Raw genomic sequence first — 18,328 nt, forward strand, 5'->3', positions numbered from 1 at the left:
CAAGGGTATCCACTTTGATTTAAAGGTTAGGATGAAACCTCGATTATAATCCATCCGGGCTGTGATATTGTTTAGCTTTCAATAAGATAATCAATAGATAACAAATCTGCATCGTGATAGTTCACTTATCTGGAATGTAAAATGGATTGGCTTACCGCCGTTGCGCCTGAAGTCTACGCTCTGCTGTTTTTTGTCGCTTTACTTGCCGGTTTTATTGACTCTATCGCAGGGGGCGGTGGTTTACTGACTATTCCTGCGCTGCTTTCTGTGGGGATCACCCCCGTGGAAACCTTGGCGACCAATAAATTACAAGCTATCGGCGGTTCATTCTCCGCCACACTCTATTTTGCACGGCGCAAAGCCATTAATTTGCGAGAGCAAATTTTCCCTGTGATCATGACCATAATAGGGGCAATGCTCGGGGCGATTTTAATCCAATCCATTGATACTGCTTTTTTAAAGCAGTTGCTGCCAGTGATGGTCATCTGCGTCGGGCTCTATTTCTTACTCACGCCATCTTTGGGTGTGCAAGATAGGCCTCAGCGCGTCAGTATGCCAATTTTTGGGGTTGCTGCGGGGATGAGTATCGGCTTTTACGATGGGGCATTTGGGCCTGGAACTGGCTCATTTTTAGCGCTCGCTTATGTCCTGTTATTAGGGTATAACCTCGCCAAAGCCACCGCACATGCAAAATTGTTAAATTTCGCCTCCAATTTTGGATCTTTGATCTTTTTTATTATCGGAGGTCATGTTCTTTGGGTACTCGGTTTTGTTATGCTTGCCGGTCAAATGGTTGGAGCGAGACTTGGCGCTCGCTTAGTGTTAACCAAAGGACAAAAACTTATCAGGCCGATGATCGTCGTGATTTCACTCTTAATGAGTATTAAGCTGTTAAATGACAGCCACGGTGACGATATTAAAGCTTGGTTTCTCACATTATTTTAAGATGATTTAAGCGTTCCATGACCCAACATCATTATCAGCAACTTATTGATATTTTCGAACAGTGTTTCGGCGAAGAGTACAATACCAAATTGGTAAAAGGGGACGACGAGCCTATCTACTTACCTGCCGATGACACCACGCCATACAGCCAAATTGTGTTTGCACACGGCTTTTTTACCAGTGCACTCCATGAAATTTCTCACTGGTGCATTGCTGGGGAAAAACGTCGCCAGCAAGTGGATTACGGTTATTGGTACTGCCCAGATGGTCGTGATGAGAAAACCCAGTGTGACTTTGAAGTGGTTGAAATTAAACCACAAGCGCTAGATTGGTTTTTCTGTGTGGCAACGGGCATCCCGTTTAATGTGAGTTGCGACAATTTAGAAGGGGATTTCGAACCCGACCGTATCGCTTTTATGCGCAAAGTGCATGCCCAAGTGATGGAGTACCTCGAAAAAGGTATCCCAGAGAGACCGCTGCGCTTTATTAATGCGTTACAATCGTTTTACAATACACCTCCACTTTGCGCGGAACTGTTCCCTTATCCGGAAGATATTTTCGCCTAATAGAATCTCTCACTACAGTAAGGATTAAGCATGCTTGCGGATTTTGAAACACGCATACTGACAAGAATTGATGATATGGTTGAACACGCCAGCGATGATGAGCTGTTTGCTGGTGGCTATCTGCGTGGTCACTTAACCCTTGCTGTGGCAGAACTGGAAGAAGAGAATGAAACCAGTGCTGATGCACTGTATCAGCGCGTTGAGCTGAGTATCCAAAATGCTATTAAAGCCGGCGAACTGACCCCACCAGATCAAATTTTGGTGCTGGGTATGTGGAAAACACTGTTAGATACCGTGCGTTAGTTTTACGGATTGTATTGATTATATGTCTTCCATTAATGATATGTATTCCATTCGATTAGCAACCCAAGAAGATGCCCAATTCTTACCTGAGGTAGAAGCGTCAGCGGGGCAGACTTTTGCCGGACATCCTAAGTTTGATTGGATTGCCCAAGGTGAGGTTCAACCGCTAGAAAACCACGTTGAGTGTATTGCGAATGGCTTAGAGTGGCTCGCGGTGGATCATCATGACCAGCCAGTTGGCTTTATTATGGCGGAGCATTTGAGCGATAGCCTGCATATTGTGGAGCTTTCAGTTCAGCAGTCAGCGCAGGGGCAGGGCTTAGGTAAGCAGCTTATTCAGCAGGTTATCGAGTTTGCTCAGTCGCAACAGATTGGTCAGGTTACACTGACCACGTTTCGTGATATTCCGTGGAATGCACCGTATTATCAGCGCCTTGGTTTTTCGATAATGGAAGAGACGCAATTGACGAGCGAATTACAAGATATCTTGCAACACGAAGTGGATGCAGGGTTTCAAAAAATTGATCGCTGCGCCATGCTATTGAACGTGAATTAAGTTCAATATTGATTCGTACTGAGGGCTTCCAAATGGAAGCCCTTTTTCGTTTATGCTTCTTTTGTTTACGCCTCTTTCGTGGTGATTGGTCGTCCCGCCAGCAGTTTTCTTACCCAAAAACGATTTGGATGTAATGCGGCAAGTACGTCATCGTCGGCAGGCATGGGTTCATCAAAAATTTGCGCCGCGAGGATTTCTGCGCACAGTGGGGCAGTGGAAAGTCCTCGTGCTCCTAATGCGCCAAATACAAATAGATTTGGATACGCTGGCGATGGCGAGAGGGATTTTTCGCGATGCAGTTGGTCAGGTAAATCCGCATATTGCTGCATCAGGGCATCAAAGTCAGGGGCATTACCAAGTAGCGGCATATGGTCGCGGATCACGCAGCGGATCCCTTGGCGAGATTGTTGGTCAGAGATATCCACCTGCGCTGTCCAATCCACATCCGGTAAGCTGGTGAGCAACTTTTGCAGATTTTCTTGCTGCTCTTCCTCGGAGTATTCAAGACTCAAATTATCGCGTTGATAACTTGCCCCCAAGCAGTGGTGCTGGTTTGTGGCATCTTCTGGCGTCATATAACCTTCGAAGCACAGCACGGTTTTTAATTGCTGTAATGTGGGATTAGTCGGAATATGGCTCACTTGCCCGCGCACAGGCGTGATAGGCAAGTTTTTCGTTTGCTCAAACTGATTCAGTAAGTGCCCATTGGCAATCACCACGGTTTGATGATGGGCTTTTTTGTGGTTATCGAATGTCAGTTCCCAGCTGTTTTCTGAACGTTGTAAGTCAGTGACTGACAGACCAAAGTGGAAATTAACGCCTTCTTCAGCGAGTTTTTGCGCTAAGCTTTCGCATAATTGTGCAGGGCATAGCCAGCCGCCAGTGGGGTAATAAATACCTCGATGATTGACATCCACACCACTAATTTCACTGAGTTGTTGCCTATCTTTGCCAGCAGCAAACTCTTCCGGCCATTCAGTTTGCAACATGTTGTCGATTTTTTTGATGGATTTAGGGTTATACGCCATTTGGCTTACCCCACACCATTGCCCATTAAATTCGATACCTTGCGTGCTCAGTTGCTGATAAAAGCGAGTGGCGAACGGGAAGCCACTAACAAAAAAGCGCTCTAGGGCATTATCGTTCCCTGTTAATAGGGGGTAGACCGCGCCTTGGCGGTTTCCAGACGCATTTTGGGCGACTTGCTGGTCTTGACAGTAAATAGTGACATTCGCACCGCGTTTTCTGAGTGAACGGGCTAAGGTGAGGCTGGCAATACCCCCGCCAATAATTGCGATATCATCGGTATGAGATGCGGGTTGACGCGCAAACCAAGGTGCCATCGGGCGAGTCAGATTATTTTCTAGTACCCCCGTTAGCATTTGACGCTTCTGACCAAATCCTTTGGTCTTCATGATAGTAAAGCCCGCTTGCTGTAATCCGCGTTTGACAAATCCGGCTACCGTAAAGGTGGCAAATGTCCCCCCTTGACGAGCAAATTTTGCCATTGCAGCGAACAACTGTTCGCTCCACATCTGCGGATTTTTGGAAGGTGCAAAACCATCTAAAAACCACGCATCTATCTTATTGTTTAAATTGTCATTAAGTATGGATATTTGCGTATTTACATCGCCAATCCATAAATCGAGGGTGATTGTACCATTTTCTAAAATAATTCGATGGTTGCCGGGTAGAGCGGGGGGCCACTGTTCACATAATTGCCCCGAGAGCTCGGCTAACTCAGGCCAACAACGGTGTGCGGCGATTAAATCAGCTTTTGATAAAGGGTATTTTTCAAAGCTAATAAAATGTAATCGTTGTAATTTTGCATTGGGGTTTTCGGTTTTGAATTGATTGAAGGCTTGCCATAAAGCGAGAAAATTCAATCCAGTACCAAATCCTGTCTCGGCAATCACACAAGTTTCATCTTGGTGTGTTAGAAATCGCTGTGGAAAATGGTTTCCCTGCAAAAACACATGGCGACTCTCTTCTAACCCATTCTGGTTAGAAAAATAGATGTCTTCAAACTGTTCTGAAATCGGTGTGCCTTCCTCATTCCAACTGAGGTGAGCGGTTTGTACAGCTGTCTTTTTCACGTTTAAGCCCGTTATTGCAAAATCATATTCAAATTCTAACGCTGATATCAGTGTAAGGCTACCGTCACATAAAAGCCTTATTTGTGTCATGATAAAAAAAATACAAATATTTACCCTGATCGGACTTGTTCAGCGTACAAGTGTAAGCTAAAGTGACACCTGTAATCCCGTAATCATATAATTATAGACATGAGGTAACGAATGAAGCGTGCAGTCATAACTGGCCTAGGTATTGTTTCCAGCATTGGTAATAACCAGGAAGAAGTACTGGCTTCTCTGAAGGAAGGTCGTTCCGGGATCACTTTCTCAGAAGAATTTAAAGAGGCAGGGCTGCGTAGCCATGTCTGGGGTGATGTAAAGCTGGATACTGAAGGTCTGATTGACCGTAAAGTCCGCCGTTTCATGAGTGATTGCTCTGTCTATGCTTACCTGTCAATGGAACAGGCGATTAAAGATTCAGGTTTAGCGGAAGACCAAGTGTCTAACCTGCGTACGGGTGTTGTTGTTGGCTCTGGTGGTGGTTCCCCACGTAACCAAGTAGCGGGTTCTGACGGTATGCGTGCGAAAGGTCTGCGTGGTGTGGGTCCATACATGGTGACTCGTGCAATGGCTTCCGGTATTTCTGCTTGCTTAGCAACCCCGTTCAAAATCAAAGGCGTTAACTACTCCATCAGCTCTGCATGTTCAACTTCTGCACACTGTATCGGTCACGCAGTTGAACTGATCCAATTGGGCAAACAAGATGTTGTGTTTGCTGGTGGCGGTGAAGAACTGAGCTGGGAAATGACCTGTGAGTTCGATGCAATGGGCGCGTTGTCAACTAAGTACAACGAAACCCCATCAAAAGCATCAAGAACCTATGACCAAGACCGTGATGGTTTCGTTATCGCGGGCGGCGGCGGTATCGTCGTGGTTGAAGAGTTAGAGCACGCATTAGCACGTGGCGCACACATTTACGCAGAAGTCGTTGGCTACGGCGCAACGTCTGACGGTGCTGATATGGTGGCTCCATCGGGCGAAGGCGCAGTGCGTTGTATGCAAATGGCAATGCAGGGTGTTGATAAAATTGATTACATCAACACACACGGCACTTCAACGCCAGTCGGTGATACTAAAGAGTTAGAAGCTATCCAAGAAGTGTTTGGTCATGATTGCCCTGCACTTTCTGCAACCAAAGCGATGACGGGTCACTCTTTAGGTGCAGCAGGCGTTCAAGAAGCGATTTATAGCTTGTTGATGTTAGAGCATGGCTTTATCGCACCAAGCATCAACGTTGAGAATTTAGATGAGAAAGCGAAAGGCTTGAACATCATCACCCAACCAACTGAGCAAGCACTGAACACAGTGATGTCTAACAGCTTCGGTTTCGGTGGTACCAACGCAACGTTAGTGATGAGCAAATACAAAGCGTAAGTCTTATTCACTAAGATGTACCGAATAGAAAGCGAGGGCTAAGGCTCTCGCTTTTTTATGGCTTAATGATTGTCGCCACCATAATCATCATTTTATTAAATTATCGTCATGAGAATAGTGCCATGATATTTGCTCCATTAATGTATCAATAAGGAGCTAATATGGATTTCACACGGTGTAAGATTTGGAAAAATGATTTGAAAATTTTGGGTAATGCATTGCTTAAAAGTATTAAGGGGCTGTTCCCTGCCAAAATTAAGCGTGCATTTAATACTAAAATCATGTATCCACTTTTTGGAAAGCAAGAAGAAAAATCGGTGTATCCGCGCCACGGCTAAAATATGCTTATATTGGCAAAACGCAATAATAAAAACGTTGTTTTGCTGAGTTACTGAAGTATCCCTTTTATTAATCAAAAAGTTTGCCCCGAAATCTTTATGGGGCAAATTTTATTGACCACACAAACTGCTCAGCCCCCTGAATATTGATGTTCTCACGACGATTATCAGAGTTATCCGCAAGTATCTTACCTCTAAGCTGCGTATAAATGCGTTAGACAAAATTTAATTAAAAAGAAAGGTAGATAAGATGGCGTATTGGACGGCGAAGAGTGTTCCTGAATTAGCGGGATTAGAGAGAAAAGAGCAAGGGCGCTTGTTTCGTCAATGCCTGAAAGAAGGTAAAAAACGCATGGGTGCGAAATATTGGAAGCTCACCGGACTGGCGGTTTTACTTTCCGCCGTATTAGCCTTTATGTTGTTTTTCTTTGGTTTCTTTTCTGGTGGCTTTCTAGGTGGGGCGCTGTTAGGCGGTATGATCGGCGCATTGTTTGTCTTTATTGTACAAACACCAACCATTGATGTGGGCCGTGAATGGCTACGCGAGCAGGGCTATCCGAAATTAGAAAATCAGTGAGCTAGTAAACAAAAAAAGCCCCATTTTCATGGGGCTAAGTCTGACAGTCATAACGTACAGTAGGAATTAGGCTTGCGCGGTTTGCTGGCGGCGTTTGCGAATAAGCTTCACAATCGGTGGTAACACCAGCACCAGCACCGCTAGAATTAATAAGCTCTTAGAAATAGTACTGCTCCACAGAATATTGAAATCCCCATTACTGATAGACAACGAGCGGCGCAGGTTTTGCTCTAGCATCTCACCCAAAACAAACCCGAGGATCAGCGGAGATAGTGGGAAATTCATCTTCCGCAAGATATAGCCGAATACCCCAAGCCCCATCATCAGTAATAAGTCAAAAGTGGTGCTATGTACCGCGTAAACCCCCACCGCAGAGACACAAGCAATCGCAGGGACTAAGAACCACAATGGCACGGTGAGCATTCGCGTGAATAAGCCGATCAGCGGAATATTCATCACTAACAACACAACGTTAGCGATAAGCAGTGCGGCAATTAATCCCCAAACGATGTGTGGTTGTTCAGTAAACATTCCCGGACCCGGAGTGATGTTATACAGGGTCAGTGCCCCCATCATAACCGCTGTCGTACCCGAACCCGGAACACCGAGAGTTAACATCGGAATAAATGACCCACAGGCAGAGGCGTTATTAGCGGCTTCAGGTGCCGCGACACCGCGAACATCCCCTTCACCAAATGTCCCTTTATCACCCGCAATTTTTTTCTCTGTCATATAGGTGATGGCGCTGGCGATAGTTGCCCCCGCACCCGGTAAAATTCCGACAAAGAAGCCAATAAATGAGGAGCGTAATGTTGGACCCGCACAGGCTTTAGCTTCTTTCTTGCTAAATAACATTCGACCCGTTTTGCGGATCAATCCTTGTCCGGTCGCGGTGCCTTCTAGCATCAGTAATATTTCACTGACAGAGAACAGTCCAATAACCACGACGATAAACTGGACGCCATCGGATAAGTTAACGCTGTCAAAGGTAAAGCGGTATTCCCCAGAGTTGGCATCGACACCGACGGTCGCAAGCGCCAAACCAATCAATGCTGCAAGCAGCGATTTGACAGGATTTTGGCTCATCATACTACCTAAACATGCGATAGCAAAAACCATCAACGCGAAATATTCAGCAGGCCCGAAGGCGAGCGACCATTGTGCCAGAAGTGGTGCAAATAAAATGATCCCAACAATCGCAATGGTGGAACCGATAAAGGAACTGACGGCAGAAATCGAGAGAGCGATACCGCCTTGGCCTTGCTTCGCCATCGGATAACCATCTAACGTGGTCATAATCGCCGCGGCGTCACCGGGAACGTTCAATAGGATGGCAGAAATTCGCCCGCCATACTCGCAGCCTAGATAGACGGTAGCCAGTAAAATAAGCGCGGATTCAGCCGGTAGCTTGAGCGCAAACGCTAAGGGTAATAATATCGCTACGCCGTTGATAGGGCCTAAACCTGGTAACATGCCGACAATCGTGCCGATGAAACAGCCAATCAGCCCGATCATAATATTTTGCGGGATCAGCGCTACCTCAAAGCCTTGAGATAAATACATCCACGTTTCCATACTTTTCTCCTTAGCTAAAAAGTTCGCCGATGGGCAATGTCACATCGAGCAATTTGTCGAAGGCGTAAAACAGCGAAAGACCAAGAATCGGACCGGAAATCAGAGCGGCTATCGGGGTTGCACCGAATAGCAGGGCAACGCTGATGGTCAGTAAGGTGGTCGCTAATGGGAAACCTAACCACTCCAACGCCCATGCATAAATAACTAATGCAATGATTAACAAGACTAAACGGCGCAAAACATACGGTTTTGGCCATTCAATTGCTTCTTGGCGACCCAATAGAAGTGCAAGGGCGCATAGGGTCATTAATGACAGTATGGCTATCGGGAAGGGGCGGGGGCCCAGTGGTTCATAAGTAAACTCACTTTGGATGCCCCAGCCGATATACAGCCCGATCCCACACAGTATTAGCCAGACTATGGCAAATATGCGTTGGCTCATGGTGACTCCGTTATTTCGCTAATCCGAAGGAACGCGCTTGCTCACGGTAATTCTCAACTTCTTTTTTCACGTAAGCGTCCAATTCTGGGCCCGATAGGTTGTATTCAAACAAGCCACGTAATTCACGTTGCTTTTTAAACTCGTCGGTTTGTTGTAATTTTTGGAAGGCTTCAACCCATTGGTTGTAATCCGCATCGGACACTTTTGGTCCCATATAGAATCCACGAATAATTGGCCAAACAATGTCGTAGCCTTGCTCTTTAGCGGTTGGAATATTGGCTAAGGCATCGGGTAAGCGTTTATCGGCGTACACCGCTAGGATGCGGATTTTTCCGTCGCTGATATACGGGGTCATTTCACTAATATCGCCGGAGATCACTTGGACGTGGTTGCCTAACAAAGCTGTCAGTGTTTCACCGCCGCCTTCGAAAGCCACATAGCGCATTTTACGTGGGTCTAAATCGATAGCTTTGGCCAGTAACGCCGTTTTCATCCAATCTTGGCTACCGATGGATCCACCCGCACCAAAGACAATGCTGTTTGGATCTTTTTTGAAGGCGTCCATCAGTTCGCCTAAAGTTTTATAAGGGGAGTCGGCACGCACGGCAATCATGCCATAGTCGCTGCCAACACTTGCTAGCCAGCGCACATCATTTTCGTTGTAACGACCAAATTTACCTTGAGCAAGGTTGAGTAAGGAGCCACCAGAGAATGCAACGATGGTGCCCGGCTCCGCTGGGCGTTGAGCCACGATGGCGTTGTAAGCAACGGCACCAATTCCTCCAGGCATATAAGTCACACGCATCGGTTTTTCTATTTCTTTGGTTTCCAGCATGGAGACTTGAACGAGTTTACACGTTAAATCAAAGCCACCGCCAGGTTTGGCAGGGGCAATACATTCTGTTCTTTCGGGTAACGCCATTGCTTGGTTAACGCCAACTAAAAAAATTGCTGCTGCTAATGCATTGATTGTGAACTTCTTCATGCTTCATTCCTCACTAGACAATAATTAAGTTACTTGGTTGTTGTTGGTTATGTCGTTGTCGATGAATAGCTTTGGACAATGTTGGTTCGCTATGCATCATTGTATTGAGAACCTTTCATTTACCTTTCATTAACAAATAAAATTATTTTTATGTGATACATATCAGATTGTTTTATATTTATTCTTCTTGATTATGTTAATTTGATGTTAATTTTTTTTTGTGGCAGCAGGTTAACGAAGGATAGTTGTGATAGCTTCGGTAAAAATCACGTTTAACACTTTTCATTCAATCGAGAGAGTGCCAACTTATACGCATAAATAATCATAATGAGTGGGCGACTAATGAGAATGTTATTGGTTGAAGATCATGACGAGTTGTCTTTGTGGTTACAGAAAGCCTTAACGGCATCGGGATTTGCTGTGGACATCGCCAGTGATGGTTACATCGCCGATCAGCTATTACAAACCGAAAATTATTCGTTGGTGGTCTTGGATGTTTCATTACCACGAATGAGTGGCTTAGATGTATTAGCCCAGATGCGCAAACGTCATCAAGAAACACCTGTTCTGCTATTAACGGCGAACTCAGATGTGGCCGACCGCGTGAAAGGGCTGAATGCAGGGGCGGATGATTATCTGACTAAACCCTTTGATATCGCTGAATTAGAGGCTCGAGTGCGCGCGCTCTTACGCCGTAGTCAAGGGAATGTGAATAGCGACCAATGTTTTGGTGACCTCTGTTTTCATGATGACGGTTATTTTTCACTGAAGGCGGAACCGCTAGGTTTAACGCCGCGAGAATACGCGGTATTGAATACGCTTTTTCATCGCAGAGGGCGACCTGTTTCAAAAACACAATTATTTGAGCAGGTATTCTCGCTGTCGGATGAAGCCAATTTACAAAGTATTGAACTGTATGTGCATCGGGTTCGCAAAAAACTCACAGGTTCAGATATCAATATCAATACTTTACGCGGATTGGGATACCGATTAGAGCAGTGTAGTGTATGAAATTAGTCTCTCATCCACGCTCTCTCTTTCATCAGTTGCTGCTTTTTTTCGGTATCCCCCTCATTTTGTTGGGAAGTTTCTCCGTTTATACCCACTATTATAGTGCTAAAAATGCGGCAAACCTCGCTTATGACCGGACATTACTGGCGTCGGCGAGAACCGTGGCTGAACGCTTACAGGTGGTGAATGAACATCTTTCAGTGAACGTTCCTTATGTGGTGCTCGATAGCTTTGAGCTGAATAATAATGACCGTCTGTTTTACCAAGTCATCGCCCCTCACGGGGAAACCATTTCTGGTTATGATGATCTACCGCCAATCCCTCCTTATTGGATGCGCTCTCAACATTACACTGCTTTAGTCTACTTTTATGATGCGGAATACATGGGGCTGCCCATTCGTGTGGCGACCTTTTTCCAGCCGATTAACGAAGGTGGTATCCAGGGCATGGTGGAGATCCGCGTCGCAGAAACGGTGTATGCGCGGCAAGATTTCGCAAATCAATTGCTGATCTCTGCGCTGATGAGCCAAGGTACCGTCGTGGTCGTGACGCTGATATTGGCGTATTTACTGTTGCGTAAGCTATTAACACCACTGAAAAAACTCTCTAATTTAATGCTCGGTCGCGCTGCGAATGATCTCACACCAATCCCGAATGTGTTGCCATGGTCGGAACTTTCGCCGCTTGTAGATGCCTTGAACCGCTATGTGGAGCGGTTAAAACGGATGTTAAAGCGTCAAGAACGTTTCAGTGCGGATGCTTCCCATCAACTAAAAACCCCGCTAGCGGTATTAAAAACGCAAGTTTCAGTGGCACTTAATAGCGATGATGAGCAACAGAAACAACAAAGTTTGCAGGCGATTAATAAAACCTTAGATAACACTATCGTATTAACTGACCGCTTATTGCAGCTTGCGCGTTTAAAAGAGCACGAAAAAGAGGCGATCAGGCTTTATCGTGCGGTCAATTTGGTGGAAATTGTTCAGCAAGTCTGTTTTACCCGTTTGGGACAATCCGAAAGTAAACAGATTGATTTAGGCTATGAAGGATTAGATCATTGCTGGGTCAAAGGGGATGCTATTTTGCTGGCGGAAATGTGTGCGAACCTGATTGATAATGCGATTAAATATACCCCTGAACAGGGGATTGTTACGGTGCGAATCGTGGCAGATGAAAGTCGCAATTCCATGATTAAACTGGAAGTTGAAGACTCAGGGCCGGGTATCGAAAACAAATATATTCACCGTTCATTAAAAGCCTTTAGGCGCTTGAATAATGCCAAAGGACTGGAAGGGTCAGGGCTGGGCTTGGCTCTTGTAAAAGATATCGCCAGCTACCACGGCTCAGAATTGCAGCTGTTAAAGAGTGAACATCTCGGTGGATTGTTGGTACGGATCACGTTGAAAGCGAGCCGGGCACCGAAGAGAACATAGTGGGTATCCACATCATGTTTAGCTAATTAAATATTCAAACAGACAATTGGGTAAAATCAAAATATCGAATAGATTGAATTTTATCCATTTGCACCTAAAATAAAGCATTATAGACTTTATGACTTATTTTAGGTGCATTATGAAGCGTTCACAACAGACATTACTTTCTCATGAACAATCTCTTCAGCTCTCTACGTTAGGTAATTCCTTGGCGCAAAGCCGAATTGCCCGCAGAATGACGCAGGCAGAAGTTGCCGTCAGAGCAAATCTGAGCCGTAATACCGTGAGTCGAATTGAAAATGGTGATCCGGGCATCGCCATTGGTCAGATTTTGCGTTATCTAGACATTGTTCGTGCAGGAGCAACACTCGCCGATGCATTGAATAAAAAAGATAATGCAGTAAGCGCATTGGAAGCAATGAATCAACCTCGAAGAGCGAGTCCATTAAGTGACAAGGAACTTGAAGAGTATGATTTCTAATAAAAACCTAATGGTACATGCATTCTTACCCTGTACTATCGAATCCGTTCCTGCGGGAAAACTACACATACAAGAAGAAGGCTCAGAGCTATTAAGCTCAAGCTTTGTTTATGGTTTGAAATATTTGCAACGTAACGGTGCAATAGAAATTGACCCTATTGGGCTTGGGATGCTTTAAGGACAATTAGTGGCGGGGCAAAAATTATTTGCTCATGAGTCAACATTATTTGGTGGGATCCGAGATGCAGCACCTGATGCATGGGGGCGGAGAGTTATTGAAGCTAAAAAACGCGCACCAGCAAACTCTCTACCGGAATCAGTTTATCTTCTTGAAGCTGGCAGTAATAGAACAGGAGCGCTGGATATTACTCTTGAAGGTAGTTCAGCAAGAGAGCTTAGAACGTCACCAGATATTAAGTCATTGGGATATCTTTTTGATGCAGCTGAACGTATTGAAAATGGTGCACCTTTACCCGCTAATTTGTATGGGATATTTGATGCAGGCTCGAGTATGGGAGGGATGCGCCCAAAAGCGACGGTTATCGTGGAAGATGGAACACATTGGCTTGCAAAATTTGCTTCTAATACCGATCGTGGTTTTTGTTATCCAGCTATCGAGCATGCCACATTAAGATTAGCTCATTCTGCCGGATTAAATGTACCTGAGACGCGTCTTGAAGAAGTTGGTTCAGGTAATTTTGCTATGCTGATTAAGCGTTTTGATCGTGTTGGTGCGGGACACACGACAGGAAGAAGGCATTTTATATCAGGGCTCACTTTAATGAATATTCATGAAATGTCATCCATTGAAAGTAGTTATGCAGCGTTAGCCGATGCAATGCGACACTATTTAGATGCGAACCATCTTAGAGAGGATCTAAAAGAACTCTATCGAAGAATGATATTCAATATTTTCGTTAATAATGATGACGACCACTTACGAAATCACGGCTTTGTCTTGACTGAATACCCGGAGCAAATTCCAACGGTAGAAAGAAAAACACTTAATAATCCAGTTATCTTACAGTGGCGTCTTAGTCCATTATACGATGTGGTTCCTCGGCCTTCACATTCACAATATAGACGATTACATCTTGGTGTTGGTGAGTTTGGTAAGGAAGCGACATTGAATAATGCACTTTCTTGGTGTGAACGTTTTGGTTTAAACCGAAACCAAGCAATTGATGAAATTAATAAAATCTGGCTGGTTGTTAGAGAGTGGCGTAACTATTTTGAGGATTACGGTATCACTGGCGCCGATATAGATGCTGTTGAACTTGCCTTTTTGCATGCCCGCTATTTAGGGGGCAAAGAGCTAGGAATTACTTAATTTGCATCTAAAAACAGTCATTATCAAATTTATGCATTTTTTTAGGTGCAAATTGGTCTGTGTGATTAGCTAGAAAGACATGAAATAAACAAAGCCCCATAACCTTGAAGTAGATTATGGGGCTTTTAATCAATCGAGCTATTAGCTATTAATATGGCTTACTGGCAAGTATCTTCTTCTAACGCTTTTTTCTTGCGAGAAAATAGCTGAGTGAGCGGGGTGCGTAGCTGTTGGGCTAACATCACACCGAGTAACACGATACCGCCTCCAATTAAGTGGTAACTCTTTAGCTCTTCCCCAAGGGTGAATACCGCGATAATGGCAGTAAATACCGGGGCAAGGTTCATAAAGATAGAGGTGGTATTGGCGCCTAAACGCAGTACACCTTGGATCCACATTGCTGGAGCCAGAATCGATGCGGCAATCCCAGCGAATAAAACTAACCCGATATTATTGCTGTTAAGGCTTACATCATCAGCCATCAAGAAGTTTGGAATTAATAATAAAACCCCAAAGAATACCTGAACATACAGGGAGTCCCAGCTAGAAAGTTGAATCGACCAGCGCTTAGTTAATACCCCGTATAGGGCATAAGCGGCGGAAGCGATGATCATCAGCAATTCGCCTTGACCCAATCCATTATCCAGTAATGAGCTTGGGTTTCCTTGGCTGACTAACCAAGCTAATCCAAATAGAGACAGAACGGAACCAACAACAATCCCAACGGTTGGGATCACCCTCAGAACAAAAATACTAATCACCACAGTTAATAGCGGAATAAATGAGTTCATAACACCCATAAATGTCGCGCTTACCGTATGTGCGGCATAGTAAGCCAAACTTTGATACAGCATCATCCCCAAAGCACCTAAGATGGCCAGTTGCCACCAATGTTGCTTAACCACTTTGGCATGGCGCAGTACCGAGCGCAGAACAAATGGGGTCATGACTAAAAATGCCAGAGCCCAGCGATAAAACGAAATAGCAGCAGGGTCAATTGCCGTTGCAGCGGCTTTGTTGACGATGGCATTTATGGACCATAATAAAACCGCGGCCAGCGGAAACAGGAAATATTTCATTAACAACGTTCTCCCTAATCAGTCACAGGAGTATACATCTGTCCGAAATATTATATATACTGATATTCAGACAATCGATAACGCTTTTCAGACAGCCTATGAATAATTTAAAAAGTGATGTTCTGCAGATTAACGAATGCAATATTATTGAGCCTGAATTTATTGCCTTGCGCCATGAACAAATTAACCAGCAAACCGAATACAAATCCCATTCCCATACCTTTGGTCAATTACTGTATGTGGTTTGCGGGATTATGGAAATGGAAGTGGAAGGTAAGCATTATATGGCACCGCCAGAGTTTTGCATCTGGATCCCTGCCAATACTCAACATGCGAGTTTTAATAAGCAGAGTGTTAAATTTCGTATTATTGATTTCGCCCAAGCCTATACGCCGCGACTGGCCAGTAAGGCTTGTGTTGTGCGTTTAAGCCCCATTTTCCACACGATTATGACGGATATGTATCAACGGGGCATTATTCAGCCCGAAACCGAGCAGGATATTCGTTTGGGGGAGGTATTGATTGACCAATTTGCCATTTCACCGTGCCAAGATACCTATTTACCCACCAGCAAAGATAAATTGTTAGCGCCGATTTTAGCGGAGCTACAGCAAGATCCTGCGGATAATACAACACTTGCCCAGTGGGCAAAACGGGCCTATACCTCTGAGCGAACGCTATCTCGCCGTTGCCAACAAGAGCTGGGTATGTCATTCAGCGAGTGGCGCCAGCGCCTGCGTTACTTACATGCAGTGGCTGGATTGGACAAAGGTAAAAGTGTCCATGAAGTCGCCTTGGATGTGGGGTATAGTTCGGCGTCTGCATTTATTGCGATGTTCCAGCAAATTTCAGGGGTCACTCCAGACCGGTTTCGGATGAAAGAGCTGACCCCATAGTAGAGGGAAAATCAATATACATAATCGTATTTGATATTAGCGTGGTAGTTGTACACGCTATCTTTCCCTCCGTGTTCATCTTTAATTAATGTGGTGATATTTTTTTTTGCGTCGGTGCATCTTCCGAACGTATTCCAGCTTTTACAGGTCGTCACGGTTGTTTCGGTGGTAAAAAATTCTTCAATAGTTTTTTCGGTTAACGGTCTGCCATCATCATAGGTAAACTCTTTGACGGTTGAGTCAGACTGCATGCGAACTAAGCGATTTTTCGCATCATAGAGGAAGGCTGTTTTCACACTATCATTTTCGAGCGTACTGACTCGGTTGGATTCAGATAATCGTCCTTTATCATCAGTTAAAAAAGTGGTGACAGCTCTCGTTAACATGCGCTCTTTATCGAGGGTTGTCGTATAAGAAGAATCTTTGGCTTCGGTTATTTTTCCATTCTGATCAGTGAAAAACTTCCCGTTCATTTTTTGCTGCAAGATAGTTTTTTCAACATTATCTTGATTAATAACAGACAGTTTAAATGCGGATTTGTAGTCCCATCCGTTACCATTTTTTTTCATGCTCATATCAATGGATTTGACGGATACGCTGTCGTGGATACTGAATTTGACAACTTCATGACCAGTTAATTCGATTAGGGCCCCGCAATCATCAAACTTGGTCTGAACCGTGTTGTTGATGTAGTCGTCTGGGCTGGTGGTGCGCGCATTCATCTCTTTTAATGCGTCGTTAAATGGGCGCTCTTGAGCAAAGACGAAATTATTAAAATTGTTGATGGCGATGGTGTCCGCTGAGCAGTTTTGTTCGCCAGCATAGGCATAAAACGAGCACATTAGGGGTAGCGGCAGTAATACTTTTTTCACAATCAATATGCCTTTCAAAATAAATGCCTTCCTGAAAAATGAATAACTTTTAATGTAGTTTTGCTGATTAAACATGAAATCCTTGGGATTAGGTAGTCAGACTCATCTGTAAGTTTGTTTAATAAAAAGAAAAATTAAATGCCGCCAACTATCCTATCAATTTCAACCAAAAGCATTGTCATGTAAATGATTCAGCCTATCGACGATTTGGAGTATAGTGTGGCAGCCAAATCGGGCATGACACACATTCTATTGGGACGAATTCCGTGAAAATTTTGGTTGATGAAAACATGCCATATGCTCAAACACTATTTAGTGAGCTAGGCGAAGTTAAAGCAGTACCAGGGCGCCCAGTGCCAGAACAGGAACTGGTTGATGCAGATGCATTAATGGTGCGCTCAATTACCAAAGTGAATAAATCATTACTGAGCAATACGCCAGTAAAATTCGTCGGTACGGCAACGGCAGGGTTTGACCATGTTGATACCCAGTGGCTTGCCGAGGCCACTATTGGATTTTCTTCAGCGCCGGGGTGCAATGCCATTGCTGTCGTTGAATATGTTTTTTCTGCATTACTGATGTTGGCAGAGCGCGATAATTTTGATTTACGCGATAAAACCGTAGGGATAGTGGGTGTCGGGAATGTGGGAGGGCGCTTGTATAAACGTCTGCAAGCGTGGGGCGTTAATACCGTATTATGTGACCCTCCTCGAGCAGATAAAGGCGACCAAGAAGTTTTTGTTCCGTTCGATTCGCTACTGGAGCAGGCTGATATTTTAACCTTCCATACGCCGCTCAATATGGAAGGCGAATATTCGACTTTCCACTTAATGGATGAACCTCGATTAGCAAATCTACGCGATGGTACCATTTTGGTGAATGCGAGCCGTGGTGAAGTGGTGGATAACCAAGCGCTATTACAGTTGCTTGAACAAGGTAAACCGCTGAGTGTGGTATTGGATGTATGGGAGCCTGAGCCTGATCTGGATACAGAATTGCTGGCGTATGTGGATATCGGTACGCCGCATATTGCAGGCTATACTTTAGAGGGCAAAGCACGAGGAACAACCCAAGTCTTTGAAGCTTATTGCGAATTCCTAGGTAAATCTGCGAATGTGTCTCTGACATCGCTGTTACCGAAACCGGATATCGACTGCATTAATTTCAATGGTAAATTAACGCAAAGCCAGCTCAAAAGATTAGTGCATCTCGTGTATGATGTGCGACGTGATGATGCGTCACTGCGTGCAGTGGCTGGCATTCCCGGTGAGTTCGATAAATTACGTAAACACTACCAAGAACGCCGTGAATGGTCATCGTTAACAGTTCAATGCGATAACCAAGAGACAGCCCAGTTACTGAGCAAATTAGGCTTTAACGCAAAAATTTAATAACAGATTCTTTTAGGTGAAATAAGTGGCTAATTACAG

General features: G+C 44.6%; 20 protein-coding genes. 14 read left to right on the forward strand and 6 right to left on the reverse strand.

Going from position 1 to position 18,328, the window contains the following annotated elements:
- Positions 1-141: 141 nt before the first annotated feature.
- From PR799_RS07215 to PR799_RS07230, 4 genes are read left to right on the forward strand one after another with little or no spacing between them, the layout of a single operon-like run.
- Positions 142-945, forward strand: a complete 804-nt coding sequence (locus PR799_RS07215; RefSeq protein WP_272521593.1) for a TSUP family transporter — start codon at positions 142-144, stop codon at positions 943-945.
- A gap of 17 nt (positions 946-962) precedes the next feature.
- On the forward strand, positions 963-1,511 hold the full coding sequence (locus tag PR799_RS07220) for an elongation factor P hydroxylase (RefSeq protein WP_154602907.1): 549 nt from the start codon (positions 963-965) through the stop codon (positions 1,509-1,511).
- A 30-nt stretch (positions 1,512-1,541) separates the two neighbouring features.
- Positions 1,542-1,814 (forward strand): YfcL family protein, encoded by a 273-nt coding sequence (locus PR799_RS07225; RefSeq protein ID WP_154628919.1) that lies wholly within the window; start codon positions 1,542-1,544, stop codon positions 1,812-1,814.
- A gap of 22 nt (positions 1,815-1,836) precedes the next feature.
- On the forward strand, positions 1,837-2,370 hold the full coding sequence (locus PR799_RS07230) for a GNAT family N-acetyltransferase (RefSeq protein WP_154628918.1): 534 nt from the start codon (positions 1,837-1,839) through the stop codon (positions 2,368-2,370).
- Positions 2,371-2,435: 65 nt separating this feature from the next.
- Here the strand turns inward: PR799_RS07230 and mnmC are convergent, their stop codons facing one another.
- Positions 2,436-4,466 carry a bifunctional tRNA (5-methylaminomethyl-2-thiouridine)(34)-methyltransferase MnmD/FAD-dependent 5-carboxymethylaminomethyl-2-thiouridine(34) oxidoreductase MnmC gene (gene mnmC / locus PR799_RS07235; protein WP_272521594.1) on the reverse strand — a complete coding sequence of 677 codons (2,031 nt, stop codon included), beginning with the start codon at positions 4,464-4,466 and terminating at the stop codon, positions 2,436-2,438.
- A gap of 201 nt (positions 4,467-4,667) precedes the next feature.
- Here mnmC and fabB point away from each other — a divergent pair, with 201 nt between their 5' ends.
- The 3 genes from fabB to PR799_RS07250 all read left to right on the forward strand — a co-directional run bounded on the left by fabB (position 4,668) and on the right by PR799_RS07250 (position 6,794).
- The gene (gene fabB, locus PR799_RS07240) at positions 4,668-5,879 is read left to right on the forward strand and encodes a beta-ketoacyl-ACP synthase I (RefSeq protein WP_154602903.1); all 1,212 of its coding nucleotides are present in this window, start codon (positions 4,668-4,670) and stop codon (positions 5,877-5,879) included.
- Between the two features lie 161 nt (positions 5,880-6,040).
- Positions 6,041-6,217 (forward strand): hypothetical protein, encoded by a 177-nt coding sequence (locus PR799_RS07245; RefSeq protein ID WP_154628916.1) that lies wholly within the window; start codon positions 6,041-6,043, stop codon positions 6,215-6,217.
- Between the two features lie 250 nt (positions 6,218-6,467).
- On the forward strand, positions 6,468-6,794 hold the full coding sequence (locus PR799_RS07250; RefSeq protein WP_154628915.1) for a hypothetical protein: 327 nt from the start codon (positions 6,468-6,470) through the stop codon (positions 6,792-6,794).
- A 66-nt stretch (positions 6,795-6,860) separates the two neighbouring features.
- Here the strand turns inward: PR799_RS07250 and PR799_RS07255 are convergent, their stop codons facing one another.
- Genes PR799_RS07255 through PR799_RS07265 form a run of 3 tightly spaced genes read right to left on the reverse strand, consistent with a single transcriptional unit; the run spans position 6,861 to position 9,796 of the window.
- Positions 6,861-8,369: a tripartite tricarboxylate transporter permease gene (locus PR799_RS07255; protein WP_154628914.1), complete on the reverse strand. Its 1,509-nt coding sequence runs from the start codon at positions 8,367-8,369 to the stop codon at positions 6,861-6,863.
- A 10-nt stretch (positions 8,370-8,379) separates the two neighbouring features.
- Positions 8,380-8,811, reverse strand: coding sequence for a tripartite tricarboxylate transporter TctB family protein (locus PR799_RS07260; protein WP_272521596.1), 432 nt, complete (start codon positions 8,809-8,811; stop codon positions 8,380-8,382).
- Positions 8,812-8,821: 10 nt separating this feature from the next.
- Positions 8,822-9,796 (reverse strand): Bug family tripartite tricarboxylate transporter substrate binding protein, encoded by a 975-nt coding sequence (locus tag PR799_RS07265; RefSeq protein WP_272521597.1) that lies wholly within the window; start codon positions 9,794-9,796, stop codon positions 8,822-8,824.
- Positions 9,797-10,138: 342 nt separating this feature from the next.
- On the opposite strand from PR799_RS07265, the gene tctD reads away from it, so the two are divergent.
- From tctD to PR799_RS07290, 5 genes are all read left to right on the forward strand, one after another.
- Positions 10,139-10,807: a transcriptional regulator TctD gene (tctD, locus tag PR799_RS07270; RefSeq protein WP_154628911.1), complete on the forward strand. Its 669-nt coding sequence runs from the start codon at positions 10,139-10,141 to the stop codon at positions 10,805-10,807.
- The gene (locus PR799_RS07275) at positions 10,804-12,240 is read left to right on the forward strand and encodes a sensor histidine kinase (protein ID WP_272521598.1); all 1,437 of its coding nucleotides are present in this window, start codon (positions 10,804-10,806) and stop codon (positions 12,238-12,240) included. The genes tctD and PR799_RS07275 overlap by 4 nt, the downstream gene beginning before the upstream one ends.
- Before the next feature lie 139 nt (positions 12,241-12,379).
- Complete coding sequence (locus PR799_RS07280; protein WP_272521599.1) at positions 12,380-12,721, forward strand: helix-turn-helix transcriptional regulator; 342 nt, start codon at positions 12,380-12,382, stop codon at positions 12,719-12,721.
- Positions 12,711-12,899, forward strand: a complete 189-nt coding sequence (locus PR799_RS07285) for a hypothetical protein (protein ID WP_272521600.1) — start codon at positions 12,711-12,713, stop codon at positions 12,897-12,899. The genes PR799_RS07280 and PR799_RS07285 overlap by 11 nt, the downstream gene beginning before the upstream one ends.
- A gap of 9 nt (positions 12,900-12,908) precedes the next feature.
- A complete protein-coding gene (locus tag PR799_RS07290; protein ID WP_272521601.1) occupies positions 12,909-14,051 on the forward strand; it encodes a type II toxin-antitoxin system HipA family toxin in 1,143 nt (380 codons plus the stop codon).
- Between the two features lie 158 nt (positions 14,052-14,209).
- Here PR799_RS07290 and PR799_RS07295 read toward each other — a convergent pair whose 3' ends face one another.
- On the reverse strand, positions 14,210-15,130 hold the full coding sequence (locus tag PR799_RS07295; protein WP_272521602.1) for a DMT family transporter: 921 nt from the start codon (positions 15,128-15,130) through the stop codon (positions 14,210-14,212).
- Between the two features lie 98 nt (positions 15,131-15,228).
- Between PR799_RS07295 and PR799_RS07300 the strand changes: the two genes are divergently transcribed.
- Entirely contained in the window at positions 15,229-16,026 is a 798-nt protein-coding gene (locus tag PR799_RS07300) for an AraC family transcriptional regulator (protein WP_154628905.1), read from the forward strand.
- 11 nt (positions 16,027-16,037) lie between these two features.
- Here PR799_RS07300 and PR799_RS07305 read toward each other — a convergent pair whose 3' ends face one another.
- On the reverse strand, positions 16,038-16,898 hold the full coding sequence (locus PR799_RS07305) for a hypothetical protein (protein ID WP_272521603.1): 861 nt from the start codon (positions 16,896-16,898) through the stop codon (positions 16,038-16,040).
- Positions 16,899-17,164: 266 nt separating this feature from the next.
- Between PR799_RS07305 and pdxB the strand changes: the two genes are divergently transcribed.
- Positions 17,165-18,289, forward strand: a complete 1,125-nt coding sequence (gene pdxB / locus PR799_RS07310) for a 4-phosphoerythronate dehydrogenase PdxB (protein WP_272521604.1) — start codon at positions 17,165-17,167, stop codon at positions 18,287-18,289.
- The last annotated feature ends 39 nt before the right edge of the window (positions 18,290-18,328 follow it).

Origin of the sequence: Providencia sp. PROV202 (assembly GCF_028479565.1) — a bacterium.
Lineage (GTDB): Bacteria > Pseudomonadota > Gammaproteobacteria > Enterobacterales > Enterobacteriaceae > Providencia > Providencia zhijiangensis.